This is a genomic window from Escherichia sp. HH091_1A (genome assembly GCF_030295175.1).
GTDB lineage: Bacteria > Pseudomonadota > Gammaproteobacteria > Enterobacterales > Enterobacteriaceae > Escherichia > Escherichia coli_F.
The window spans coordinates 4,347,497-4,359,380 of the sequence record NZ_AP025747.1 but is presented as its reverse complement, the minus strand read 5'-3'; the positions used below and the strand labels follow the sequence as shown (position 1 = coordinate 4,359,380).

Below are 11,884 nucleotides of genomic sequence, written 5' to 3'. Positions count from 1 at the left end.
CCACCTAAGCCAATTAATTTACACGGCATGGAGAGAAATCACGCCCCCGCTCCTCGCCGGGGCGTAACGCTTACAGCTCGCTCTCTTTGTGGAATCCGTCTTTAACTACCGTATCTTTGATGTTGTTTTTATTCACATCGATCGGTGTCAGCAGGCGGGAGGGAACATCTTTCAGACCATTATTCAGTGTGGTATCTGCTTTTGGTTCCTGACCATTGCCCAACTCAACGGCAATTTCTGCGGCAGTATTTGCCAACAATGTAATAGGTTTATACACCGTCATAGTTTGCGTACCGGCAGCAATACGTTTAATACCTGCGAGATCGGCATCCTGGCCGGAAATTGCTACTTTCCCTGATAAACCTTGCGCGCTTAATGCCTGAATTGCCCCGCCGGCGGTGGCATCGTTTGAGGCAACCACGGCATCAATTTTGTTATTATTGGCGGTCAGCGCGTTTTCCATAATTTTCAGTGCGTTTTCCGGTAACCAGCCATCAACCCATTGGTCACCAACGACTTTAATTTTTCCGGAATCAACGTAAGGTTTTAACACTTTCATTTGTCCGGCGCGGAACAGCTTAGCGTTGTTATCTACCGGCGAACCGCCCATCAGGAAGTAATTACCTTGCGGAACAATATCGACCAGGGCTTTTGCCTGCAGTTCACCGACTTTTTCATTATCGAAAGAAATATAAAAATCGATATCTGCATCGTTAATCATACGGTCATAAGCTAATACTTTAATACCTTCTTGTTTGGCTTCTTTTACAACGTTACTTAATACCTGACCGTTATACGGAATAATGACAAGAACATCGACACCCCGGTTAATCATGTTTTCAATCTGCGACATTTGTGTTTCTTCATTGCCATTTGCAGACTGTACAAATACTTTCGCGCCGAGAGACTCTGCTTTTTTCACAAAAATATCTCGATCTTTTTGCCAGCGTTCAAGACGGAGATCATCAATCGCCATACCTATTTTGACTTCTTTGGCGTGCGCCGCAACGTTGGTAAGCAGAAGTGAGGTGCAAAGGGAGAGTAGAATGTTCTTTATTTTCATGTTGTAGGGCCTTCTGTAGTTAGAGGACAGCTTTAATAAGTAACAATCACCGCGATAAACGTAACCAATTTTTAGCAACTAAACAGGGGAAAACAATTACAGATTTTTATCTTTCGATTACGATTTTTGGTTTATTTCTTGATTTATGACAGAGATCTTACTTTTGTTGCGCAATTGTACTTATTGCATTTTTCTCTTCGAGGAATTACCCAGTTTCATCATTCCATTTTATTTTGCGAGCGAGCGAACACTTGTGAATTATCTCAATAGCAGTGTGAAATAACATAATTGAGCAACTGAAAGGGAGTGCCCAATATTACGACATCATCCATCACCCGCGGCATTACCTGATTATGGAGTTCAATATGCAAGCCTATTTTGACCAGCTCGATCGCGTTCGTTATGAAGGCTCAAAATCCTCTAACCCGTTAGCATTCCATCACTATAATCCCGACGAACTGGTGTTGGGCAAGCGTATGGAAGAGCACTTGCGTTTTGCCGCCTGCTACTGGCACACCTTCTGCTGGAACGGGGCGGACATGTTTGGTGTGGGGGCGTTTAATCGTCCGTGGCAGCAGCCTGGTGAGGCACTGGCGTTGGCGAAGCGTAAAGCAGATGTCGCATTTGAGTTTTTCCACAAGTTACATGTGCCATTTTATTGCTTCCACGACGTGGATGTTTCCCCTGAGGGCGCGTCGTTAAAAGAGTACATCAATAATTTTGCGCAAATGGTTGATGTCCTGGCAGGCAAGCAAGAAGAGAGCGGCGTGAAGCTGCTGTGGGGAACCGCTAACTGCTTTACAAACCCTCGCTACGGTGCGGGTGCGGCGACGAACCCAGATCCAGAAGTCTTTAGTTGGGCGGCGACGCAAGTTGTTACAGCGATGGAAGCAACCCATAAATTGGGCGGTGAAAACTATGTTCTGTGGGGCGGTCGTGAAGGTTACGAAACGCTGTTAAATACCGACTTGCGTCAGGAGCGTGAACAACTGGGCCGCTTTATGCAGATGGTGGTTGAGCATAAACATAAAATCGGTTTCCAGGGTACGTTGCTTATCGAACCGAAACCGCAAGAACCGACTAAACATCAATATGATTACGATGCCGCGACGGTGTATGGCTTCCTGAAACAGTTTGGTCTGGAAAAAGAGATTAAACTGAACATTGAAGCTAACCACGCGACGCTGGCAGGTCACTCTTTCCATCATGAAATAGCCACCGCCATTGCGCTTGGCCTGTTCGGTTCTGTCGACGCCAACCGTGGCGATGCACAACTGGGCTGGGACACCGACCAGTTCCCGAACAGTGTGGAAGAGAATGCGCTGGTGATGTATGAAATTCTCAAAGCAGGCGGTTTCACCACCGGCGGTCTGAACTTCGATGCCAAAGTCCGTCGTCAAAGTACTGATAAATATGATCTGTTTTACGGTCATATCGGCGCGATGGATACGATGGCGTTGGCGCTGAAAATTGCAGCACGCATGATTGAAGATGGCGAGCTGGATAAACGCATCGCGCAGCGTTATTCCGGCTGGAATAGCGAATTAGGCCAGCAAATCCTGAAAGGCCAAATGTCACTGGCAGATTTAGCCAAATATGCTCAGGAACATAATTTGTCTCCGGTGCATCAGAGTGGTCGCCAGGAGCAACTGGAAAATCTGGTAAACCATTATCTGTTCGACAAATAACGGCTAACTGTGCAGTCCGTTGGCCCGGTTATCGGTAGCGATACCGGGCATTTTTTTAAGGAACGATCGATATGTATATCGGGATAGATCTTGGCACCTCGGGCGTAAAAGTTATTTTGCTCAACGAGCAGGGTGAGGTGGTTGCTTCGCAAACGGAAAAGCTGACCGTTTCGCGCCCGCATCCACTCTGGTCGGAACAAGACCCGGAACAGTGGTGGCAGGCAACTGATCGCGCAATGAAAGCTCTGGGCGATCAGCATTCTCTGCAGGACGTTAAAGCATTGGGTATTGCCGGCCAGATGCACGGTGCAACCTTACTGGATGCCCAGCAACGGGTATTACGCCCTGCCATTTTGTGGAACGACGGGCGCTGTGCGCAAGAGTGCACTTTGCTGGAAGCGCGAGTTCCGCAATCACGGGTGATTACCGGTAACCTGATGATGCCCGGATTTACTGCGCCTAAATTGCTATGGGTTCAGCGGCATGAGCCGGAGATATTCCGTCAAATCGACAAAGTATTATTACCGAAAGATTACTTGCGTCTGCGTATGACGGGGGAGTTTGCCAGCGATATGTCTGACGCAGCTGGCACCATGTGGCTGGATGTCGCAAAGCGTGACTGGAGTGACGTCATGCTGCAGGCTTGCCACTTATCTCGTGACCAGATGCCCGCATTATACGAAGGCAGCGAAATTACTGGTGCTTTGCTACCTGAAGTTGCGAAAGCGTGGGGTATGGCGGCAGTGCCAGTTGTCGCAGGCGGTGGTGATAATGCAGCTGGTGCGGTTGGTGTAGGAATGGTTGATGCTAATCAGGCAATGTTATCGCTGGGGACGTCGGGGGTCTATTTTGCTGTCAGCGAAGGGTTCTTAAGCAAGCCAGAAAGCGCCGTACACAGCTTTTGCCATGCGCTACCGCAGCGTTGGCATTTAATGTCTGTGATGCTGAGTGCAGCGTCGTGTCTGGATTGGGCCGCGAAATTAACGGGCCTGAACAATGTCCCAGCTTTAATCGCGGCTGCTCAACAGGCTGATGAAAGTGCCGAGCCAGTTTGGTTTCTGCCTTATCTTTCCGGCGAGCGTACACCACACAATAATCCCCAGGCGAAGGGGATTTTCTTTGGTTTGACTCATCAACATGGCCCCAATGAACTGGCGCGAGCAGTGCTGGAAGGCGTGGGTTATGCGCTGGCAGATGGCATGGATGTCGTGCATGCCTGCGGCATTAAACCGCAAAGTGTTACGTTGATTGGTGGCGGGGCGCGTAGTGAGTACTGGCGTCAGATGCTGGCGGATATCAGCGGTCAGCAACTCGATTACCGCACGGGGGGGGATGTGGGGCCAGCACTGGGCGCAGCAAGGCTGGCGCAGATTGCGGCGAATCCAGAGAAATCTCTCATTGAGTTGTTGCCACAACTGCCGTTAGAACAGTCGCATTTACCAGATGCGCAGCGTTATGCCACTTATCAGCCACGACGTGAAACGTTCCGTCGCCTCTATCAGCAACTTCTGCCATTAATGGCGTAAACGTTATCCCCTGCCTGACCGGGTGGGGGATAATCCACATCTATATATATCAGTAATTAATTAATATTTAGTATGAATTTATTCTGAAATCATTTGTTAATGGCATTTTTCAGTTTTGTCTTTCGTTGGTTACTCGTAATGTATCGCTGGTAGATATGGAGATCATTATGAAAACCTCAAAGACTGTGGCAAAACTATTATTTGTTGTCGGGGCGCTGGTTTATCTGCTTGGGCTATGGATCTCATGCCCATTGTTAAGTGGAAAAGGCTATTTTCTTGGCGTGTTAATGACGGCAACTTTTGGCAACTATGCATATCTTCGTGCTGAAAGACTCGGGCAACTGGATGATTTTTTTATCCGTGTCTGCCAGTTGATAGCGTTAATCACAATCGGTCTCTTGTTTATCGGTGTTTTAAATGCGCCTATCAATGCTTATGAAATGGTGATTTATGCCATCGCCTTTTTTGTTTGCTTGTTTGGTCAAATGCGTTTGTTTCGCTCGGCATGAGCAACATAAAGCTCTTACACATTCAGGAATGAAAGGAATACTGTGATGGACAACAAAATATCAACCTATTCTCCGGCATTTAGTATTGTGTCATGGATAGCTCTTGTTGGTGGTATCGTTACCTATCTATTAGGGCTATGGAATGCAGAGATGCAGTTAAATGAAAAAGGATATTATTTTGCCGTGCTGGTGCTAGGACTGTTTTCTGCGGCATCTTATCAAAAGACCGTTCGTGACAAGTATGAAGGCATACCGACCACCTCCATTTATTATATGACCTGCCTGACTGTCTTTATTATCTCTGTTGCGTTATTGATGGTAGGTCTGTGGAATGCGACGTTATTACTCAGCGAAAAAGGTTTTTATGGGCTGGCTTTCTTCTTAAGCTTGTTTGGTGCAGTAGCGGTGCAGAAGAATATTCGTGATGCCGGAATAAACCCACCAAAAGAAACACAGGTTACCCAGGAAGAATACAGCGAATAATTCACGTAAGCCCGGTCAGTCCAATGTAACCGGGCTTTTACTTAACTCACTAGTCTGTTTCTGTCGATTCGTTGAAGCAGCACAGAAAGTAACAAACTCGCTGCCAACGTCGCGCAAAAGATCCAAATAATATCCAGTATTGGCCAGTTTTTAAGCTCAATCCCCTGGGTACGCAGCGCATGGATAATCAATGCGTGGAACCCGTATATACCTAAAGAATGGCGTGATATCAGCCCAAGCCCGGGAACAGTATGTGTATCCAGCGTGTTTTTAACCAGAGTCAATAGTGCGATTGCGCAGATAAAAACCATCGGCCCACAGTAAAGATACCAGGTATCGGCAAAATTTCCGCGCCACTGCAATTCATATAATGTCCCGCGAGAGATAATAAATACCCCCGCAACAAACAGTGTGGCGCTCACCCACGACAGTGCCTTATGCTGTGTGTCCATCATGCCAATGGCGCGCCCCAACATGCCATACAGGATGTAGTAAAAAGTATCGCCATTGATATATAAGTTAATTGGCAGCCATTCAAAACCGTCGATTTTCTGCGGCACAGTATTTGGATTAGCGATGATGCCAATCACCACCATTAGCACCAGCAACATTTTACCGCCGACGTTCTTCACCTGAATCAGCGGTGAAACCAGATAAATCACCGCAATCGCGAAGAAAAACCATAAGTGGTAAAAAACAGGCTTTTGCAGCAGGTTTTTTAGCGCCATCTCTACATTGATGGAGGTAAATAGCGCAATGTAGAGCAGCGCAACAGTGCTATAAAACAGCAGGCATAAGCCGATGCGTAAGAAATGGCGCGGCTGGGCGCTGCGTTCGCCAAAAAAGAGATAGCCGGAAATCATGAAAAATAGCGGCACGCTGACACGAGAGGCAGAATTCAGAACATTGGCGATATCCCAGGTAGCGGGGCTAACACTATGAGCATTGGTCACATACCAGGTTGTGGTGTGAATCATTACCACCATTAAGCAAGCTATCCCTCGCAGGTTATCAATCCAGTAAATTTTGGGCTGCATCTGTGTCTCTGTATCTGGTTAAAAAAAGTCTGACCGATAAATCATTCGGTTGGCACACTGGAATAATCTGAGTTTTATCACTACAGCTTATAGAGGCTTGAGGAAATTCGTAAGATATCAGCCACTATACCGATATAAATAATAAGACTCACCTGCAAACCAGACGGTAATTTAATGATGATGAACTCTTTCTTTCCGGCAATGGCGCTTGTAGTGTTAGTGGGATGCTCGACACCGCCACCCGTGCAGAAAGCACAACGGGTAAAAGTTGATCCGCTGCGTTCGTTGAATATGGAAGCGTTATGCAAGGATCAGGCGGCAAAACGTTATAACACCGGCGAGCAAAAAATCGACGTCACCGCCTTCGAACAGTTCCAGGGAAGCTACGAAATGCGTGGTTATACCTTCCGGAAAGAGCAGTTTGTCTGTTCTTTTGACGCGGATGGCCATTTTTTGCATCTTTCCATGCGTTAAGCCCTGCTTTTTCCCGTTTCGTACTGTATATCTTCCATCCAGCGGGTATACTGATCCCTTCCTTTAAATCCACACGTATCCAGCACGAAATAATATGCAAAAGTTTGATACCAGGACCTTCCAGGGCTTGATCCTGACCTTACAGGATTACTGGGCTCGCCAGGGCTGCACCATTGTTCAACCATTGGACATGGAAGTCGGCGCGGGAACCTCTCACCCAATGACCTGTCTGCGCGCGCTGGGGCCAGAACCGATGGCGGCTGCTTATGTTCAGCCTTCTCGTCGCCCGACCGATGGTCGCTACGGCGAAAACCCCAACCGCTTACAGCACTACTATCAGTTCCAGGTGGTCATTAAGCCATCGCCGGACAATATTCAGGAGCTGTACCTCGGTTCCCTGAAAGAGCTGGGCATGGATCCGACTATCCACGATATCCGTTTCGTAGAAGATAACTGGGAAAACCCGACTTTGGGTGCCTGGGGGCTGGGCTGGGAAGTGTGGCTGAACGGCATGGAAGTGACGCAGTTCACTTACTTCCAGCAGGTTGGTGGTCTGGAGTGTAAACCGGTTACCGGCGAGATCACCTACGGTCTGGAACGTCTGGCCATGTACATTCAGGGCGTAGACAGCGTTTACGACCTGGTCTGGAGCGACGGTCCGCTGGGTAAAACCACCTACGGCGACGTGTTCCATCAGAACGAAGTGGAGCAGTCCACTTACAACTTCGAATACGCGGATGTGGACTTCCTGTTCACCTGCTTCGAGCAATACGAGAAAGAAGCGCAGCAGCTGCTGGCGCTGGAAAATCCGCTGCCGTTGCCAGCCTACGAGCGTATTCTGAAAGCCGCCCACAGCTTCAACCTGCTGGATGCGCGTAAAGCCATCTCCGTCACTGAGCGTCAGCGCTATATTCTGCGCATTCGCACCCTGACCAAAGCAGTGGCAGAAGCATACTACGCTTCCCGTGAAGCCCTCGGCTTCCCGATGTGCAACAAAGATAAGTAAGAGGCGGCTATGTCTGAGAAAACTTTTCTGGTGGAAATCGGCACTGAAGAGCTGCCACCAAAAGCACTGCGCAGCCTGGCTGAGTCCTTTGCTGCGAACTTTACTGCGGAGCTGGATAACGCTGGCCTCGCACACGGCACCGTTCAATGGTTTGCTGCTCCGCGTCGTCTGGCGCTGAAAGTAGCTAACCTGGCGGAAGCGCAACCGGATCGTGAAATCGAAAAACGCGGCCCGGCAATTGCTCAGGCGTTCGACGCTGAAGGCAAACCGAGCAAAGCGGCAGAAGGCTGGGCGCGTGGTTGCGGTATTACCGTTGACCAGGCTGAGCGTCTGACTACCGATAAAGGCGAATGGCTGCTGTATCGCGCCCACGTGAAGGGCGAAAGCACTGAAGCACTGTTGCCGAATATGGTTGCGACTTCGCTGGCGAAACTGCCGATCCCGAAACTGATGCGTTGGGGCGCAAGCGACGTGCACTTCGTGCGTCCGGTTCACACCGTGACCCTGCTGCTGGGCGACAAAGTCATTCCGGCAACCATTCTGGGCATTCAGTCCGATCGCGTGATTCGCGGCCACCGCTTTATGGGCGAGCCGGAATTCACTATCGACAATGCTGATCAGTATCCGGAAATTCTGCGTGAGCGCGGGAAAGTCATCGCCGATTACGAAGAACGTAAGGCGAAGATTAAAGCCGATGCCGAAGAAGCGGCGCGTAAGATTGGCGGTAACGCTGACTTAAGCGAAAGCCTGTTGGAAGAAGTCGCTTCGCTGGTGGAATGGCCGGTTGTGCTGACCGCAAAATTCGAAGAGAAATTCCTCGCGGTGCCGTCTGAAGCGCTGGTTTACACCATGAAAGGTGACCAGAAATACTTCCCGGTGTATGCGAACGACGGCAAACTGCTGCCGAACTTTATCTTCGTTGCCAATATCGAATCGAAAGATCCGCAGCAAATTATCTCTGGTAACGAGAAAGTCGTTCGTCCACGTCTGGCGGATGCCGAGTTCTTCTTCAACACCGACCGTAAAAAACGTCTGGAAGATAACCTGCCGCGCCTGCAAACCGTGTTGTTCCAGCAACAGCTGGGTACACTGCGCGACAAAACTGACCGCATCCAGGCGCTGGCTGGCTGGATTGCTGAACAGATTGGCGCTGACGTTAACCACGCAACCCGTGCGGGCCTGCTGTCCAAGTGCGACCTGATGACCAACATGGTCTTCGAGTTCACCGACACCCAGGGCGTTATGGGGATGCACTACGCGCGTCACGATGGTGAAGCGGAAGATGTCGCAGTGGCGCTGAACGAGCAGTATCAGCCGCGTTTTGCTGGTGATGACCTGCCGTCTAACCCAGTGGCTTGTGCGCTGGCTATTGCTGACAAGATGGATACCCTGGCGGGTATCTTCGGTATCGGCCAGCATCCGAAAGGCGACAAAGACCCGTTTGCGCTGCGTCGTGCCGCGCTGGGCGTGCTGCGCATTATCGTTGAGAAGAACCTCAACCTCGATCTGCAAACACTGACTGAAGAAGCGGCGCGTCTGTACGGTGATAAGCTGACTAACGCCAACGTGGTTGATGACGTTATCGACTTTATGCTCGGTCGCTTCCGCGCCTGGTATCAGGACGAAGGTTACACCGTTGACACCATCCAGGCGGTACTGGCGCGTCGTCCGACTCGTCCGGCAGATTTTGATGCTCGTATGAAAGCGGTATCGCACTTCCGAACCCTGGATGCGGCGGCAGCACTGGCGGCGGCGAATAAGCGTGTATCTAACATTCTGGCGAAATCTGACGAAGTGCTGAGCGACCGCGTGAATGCCTCTACTCTGAAAGAGCCGGAAGAAATTAAACTGGCGATGCAGGTTGTGGTGCTACGTGACAAGCTAGAGCCGTACTTTGCTGAAGGTCGTTACCAGGATGCGCTGGTCGAACTGGCTGAGCTGCGTGAACCGGTTGATGCCTTCTTCGATAAAGTGATGGTCATGGTTGATGACAAAGAATTGCGAATCAACCGTCTTACCATGCTGGAGAAACTGCGCGAATTATTCCTGCGAGTTGCGGATATTTCGCTGTTGCAGTAATAACGTCGTTATTAAAAAGCCTGCCATCTGGCAGGCTTTTTTATCGCTAAATAATAGAGCAACCTTTAATAATCTTCTGCTGAATAAAGATTGTCTCATATATTAATTTTATGAGATTTTTTAGGATTATATCAAGGAGAAGAAAAGAACTTATTAAGCTAGAATAGCCACGGGTGCTTGAGACTGTTTGTCTCAGGTATTCACCGAAAGGCAGACAGAGAAAAGCCCCACCTGACTATAAATCAAAGTGAGGCCCCTCTATGCATAGACACCATAAGGTTAGCCTCTTACTCGTTGGAAATCAACACAGGAGGCTGGGAATGCCGCAGAAATATAGATTACTTTCTTTAATAGTGATTTGTTGCACGCTTTTATTTTTCACCTGGATGATAAGAGATTCACTGTGTGAATTGCATATTAAACAGGAGAATTATGAGCTGGCGGCGTTTTTAGCCTGCAAATTGAAAGAGTAAGAGTCTTCGGCGGGAAGTTATTCCCGCCTTTCTTACGGCGTTGCGCATTCTCATTGCACCCAAATTTATTCTTCACAAAAATAATAATAGATTTTATTACGCGAACGATTATTTATTTCCTGAATAAACAAATAAAAAAATCCCCGCCAAATGGCAGGGATCTTAGATTCTGTGCTTTTAAGCAGAGATTACAGGCTGGTTACGTTACCAGCTGCCGGGCCTTTAGCGCCGCTTTCGATGGTGAAGGACACTTTCTGACCTTCGTCCAGAGATTTGTAACCATCGTTCTGGATAGCAGAGAAGTGTACGAACACGTCTTTAGAGCCATCGTCAGGAGTGATGAAGCCGAAGCCTTTGTCAGCGTTGAACCATTTTACGATACCAGTCATTTTACCGGACATAGTGTATTACCTTTAATAATTAAGTGTGCCTTTCGGCGATATGGCGTGCTTTACAGATTTTGAAGCGTTAAAGGAATGTGCACTACGAGGGGTATCAACGATAACTCTTGAAGGGACTTGCCTTACTACACTGCTTTAATGGTCTGTACGTCAAACCGTTGATGTGCATTAAGCCACGCATTGGCGGGTGATGCAACAATTATTTTTCATATTTATGATTAATCGGTTGGAAAACGGTCCTGTCATCAGGACCGTAAACAGCAATAAAGTGGATAAAAGTCTATTCCATCAACTGCTTACTTAATGCCGGGTTGGCTTGAATCAAACGCATCAATTTTAGTTCGGCACTTGAAGGCTTCACGCGTCGGGATTCCCATTCCTTTACCATGGCGACTGATACGCCCAAAACCCGGGCGAAATCATCGATTTTTAACCCTGTCCCTTTTCGTAACTGCTCAATTTCGGTACAGGACGTTGTTCTGTGCGTCAGGGTACTTTTCTGCGTTTCATCTTTAAAAACAATCTGTTCCAGGCTGCTCAACAGCTCATGCATTGGATCTTTATATTCCATTGAAAACTCCTCAAATCACACTGCGGGATCGTGAATTGCATCGAAGCTCATTAAGAATAGTCGGGAAAAACAGACACAGCGGGAGTAAGGCAGGGCATGCTCTGCCTGTGATTCGATTCAGCCTGACACTTAGCGTGACTTATAGCGACCTAACGATCTGATAAATGCCGATATATCTTTTACCACTCCGGGATTGTAAAGATTTCGAAAATCTAACGTTCTGAGAAGGCGTAAATCTCTGGCTAGAAAAAAGGCAACTGCAATGTCATTTTTTAACAATGAAACAACAAATTAGTGAAGTTGGTAACATGATCTTGCATAATATCATTTGCGGGGATTGTCATAGTACTGTCGTGAGTACCGGTCACAGCTCCAATTTTCATTTTTTACCTCATGCTATTCACCGCGAGGAATACGTAGTTAATATTTAATCTTATGACATACACCTCATGTTCGATGGAAAAACAATTATATTTTGCACAAATCATTCAGCCTTAAGGCATAATATGAAATTTCTTATCTCAAAGTAGACAAAATCCCTAGAGATTGTAGAGGCGTTATCAGAACATACCTC

At 48.1% G+C, this 11,884-nt stretch carries 13 protein-coding genes; 8 read left to right on the top strand and 5 right to left on the bottom strand.

The features are described 5' to 3' along the window. Positions 1 to 70 precede the first annotated feature (70 nt). A complete protein-coding gene (xylF, locus tag QUF14_RS21840; protein ID WP_024212206.1) occupies positions 71 to 1,063 on the bottom strand; it encodes a D-xylose ABC transporter substrate-binding protein in 993 nt (330 codons plus the stop codon). A 365-nt stretch (positions 1,064 to 1,428) separates the two neighbouring features. Here xylF and xylA point away from each other — a divergent pair, with 365 nt between their 5' ends. From xylA to yiaA, 4 genes are all read left to right on the top strand, one after another. After that, positions 1,429 to 2,751 (top strand): xylose isomerase, encoded by a 1,323-nt coding sequence (gene xylA / locus QUF14_RS21835; protein ID WP_001149573.1) that lies wholly within the window; start codon positions 1,429 to 1,431, stop codon positions 2,749 to 2,751. Positions 2,752 to 2,822: 71 nt separating this feature from the next. Next, on the top strand, positions 2,823 to 4,277 hold the full coding sequence (xylB, locus tag QUF14_RS21830) for a xylulokinase (protein WP_100734044.1): 1,455 nt from the start codon (positions 2,823 to 2,825) through the stop codon (positions 4,275 to 4,277). 167 nt (positions 4,278 to 4,444) lie between these two features. Continuing rightward, positions 4,445 to 4,786 carry an inner membrane protein YiaB gene (gene yiaB, locus QUF14_RS21825; protein ID WP_024212207.1) on the top strand — a complete coding sequence of 114 codons (342 nt, stop codon included), beginning with the start codon at positions 4,445 to 4,447 and terminating at the stop codon, positions 4,784 to 4,786. Between the two features lie 45 nt (positions 4,787 to 4,831). Further along, complete coding sequence (gene yiaA, locus QUF14_RS21820) at positions 4,832 to 5,269, top strand: inner membrane protein YiaA (protein WP_001296808.1); 438 nt, start codon at positions 4,832 to 4,834, stop codon at positions 5,267 to 5,269. 41 nt (positions 5,270 to 5,310) lie between these two features. Here the strand turns inward: yiaA and wecH are convergent, their stop codons facing one another. Continuing rightward, positions 5,311 to 6,306: an O-acetyltransferase WecH gene (gene wecH / locus QUF14_RS21815; RefSeq protein ID WP_001182630.1), complete on the bottom strand. Its 996-nt coding sequence runs from the start codon at positions 6,304 to 6,306 to the stop codon at positions 5,311 to 5,313. Positions 6,307 to 6,480: 174 nt separating this feature from the next. Between wecH and QUF14_RS21810 the strand changes: the two genes are divergently transcribed. The 4 genes from QUF14_RS21810 to hokA all read left to right on the top strand — a co-directional run bounded on the left by QUF14_RS21810 (position 6,481) and on the right by hokA (position 10,338). Beyond that, the gene (locus tag QUF14_RS21810; protein ID WP_000980161.1) at positions 6,481 to 6,780 is read left to right on the top strand and encodes a YsaB family lipoprotein; all 300 of its coding nucleotides are present in this window, start codon (positions 6,481 to 6,483) and stop codon (positions 6,778 to 6,780) included. A gap of 94 nt (positions 6,781 to 6,874) precedes the next feature. Continuing rightward, entirely contained in the window at positions 6,875 to 7,786 is a 912-nt protein-coding gene (gene glyQ, locus QUF14_RS21805; RefSeq protein ID WP_001168544.1) for a glycine--tRNA ligase subunit alpha, read from the top strand. Between the two features lie 9 nt (positions 7,787 to 7,795). Further along, positions 7,796 to 9,865, top strand: a complete 2,070-nt coding sequence (gene glyS, locus QUF14_RS21800) for a glycine--tRNA ligase subunit beta (RefSeq protein ID WP_001291784.1) — start codon at positions 7,796 to 7,798, stop codon at positions 9,863 to 9,865. A 320-nt stretch (positions 9,866 to 10,185) separates the two neighbouring features. Beyond that, on the top strand, positions 10,186 to 10,338 hold the full coding sequence (gene hokA / locus QUF14_RS21795; RefSeq protein WP_001135726.1) for a type I toxin-antitoxin system toxin HokA: 153 nt from the start codon (positions 10,186 to 10,188) through the stop codon (positions 10,336 to 10,338). Here hokA and QUF14_RS21790 read toward each other — a convergent pair. From QUF14_RS21790 to QUF14_RS21780, 3 genes are all read right to left on the bottom strand, one after another. After that, positions 10,315 to 10,386 carry a hypothetical protein gene (locus tag QUF14_RS21790; RefSeq protein ID WP_213045172.1) on the bottom strand — a complete coding sequence of 24 codons (72 nt, stop codon included), beginning with the start codon at positions 10,384 to 10,386 and terminating at the stop codon, positions 10,315 to 10,317. The genes hokA and QUF14_RS21790 overlap by 24 nt on opposite strands. 140 nt (positions 10,387 to 10,526) lie before the next feature. Further along, complete coding sequence (gene cspE / locus QUF14_RS21785) at positions 10,527 to 10,739, bottom strand: transcription antiterminator/RNA stability regulator CspE (RefSeq protein ID WP_000014594.1); 213 nt, start codon at positions 10,737 to 10,739, stop codon at positions 10,527 to 10,529. A gap of 280 nt (positions 10,740 to 11,019) precedes the next feature. Then, a complete protein-coding gene (locus QUF14_RS21780) occupies positions 11,020 to 11,310 on the bottom strand; it encodes an HTH-type transcriptional regulator (RefSeq protein ID WP_024212208.1) in 291 nt (96 codons plus the stop codon). Positions 11,311 to 11,884 lie beyond the last annotated feature (574 nt).

Coding starts and splice junctions, on each gene's coding strand:
- xylF (WP_024212206.1), bottom strand. CDS start 1,063: ATGAAAATAAAGAACATTCTACTCTCCCTTTGCACCTCACTTCTGCTT.
- xylA (WP_001149573.1), top strand. CDS start 1,429: ATGCAAGCCTATTTTGACCAGCTCGATCGCGTTCGTTATGAAGGCTCA.
- xylB (WP_100734044.1), top strand. CDS start 2,823: ATGTATATCGGGATAGATCTTGGCACCTCGGGCGTAAAAGTTATTTTG.
- yiaB (WP_024212207.1), top strand. CDS start 4,445: ATGAAAACCTCAAAGACTGTGGCAAAACTATTATTTGTTGTCGGGGCG.
- yiaA (WP_001296808.1), top strand. CDS start 4,832: ATGGACAACAAAATATCAACCTATTCTCCGGCATTTAGTATTGTGTCA.
- wecH (WP_001182630.1), bottom strand. CDS start 6,306: ATGCAGCCCAAAATTTACTGGATTGATAACCTGCGAGGGATAGCTTGC.
- QUF14_RS21810 (WP_000980161.1), top strand. CDS start 6,481: ATGATGATGAACTCTTTCTTTCCGGCAATGGCGCTTGTAGTGTTAGTG.
- glyQ (WP_001168544.1), top strand. CDS start 6,875: ATGCAAAAGTTTGATACCAGGACCTTCCAGGGCTTGATCCTGACCTTA.
- glyS (WP_001291784.1), top strand. CDS start 7,796: ATGTCTGAGAAAACTTTTCTGGTGGAAATCGGCACTGAAGAGCTGCCA.
- hokA (WP_001135726.1), top strand. CDS start 10,186: ATGCCGCAGAAATATAGATTACTTTCTTTAATAGTGATTTGTTGCACG.
- cspE (WP_000014594.1), bottom strand. CDS start 10,739: ATGTCCGGTAAAATGACTGGTATCGTAAAATGGTTCAACGCTGACAAA.
- QUF14_RS21780 (WP_024212208.1), bottom strand. CDS start 11,310: ATGGAATATAAAGATCCAATGCATGAGCTGTTGAGCAGCCTGGAACAG.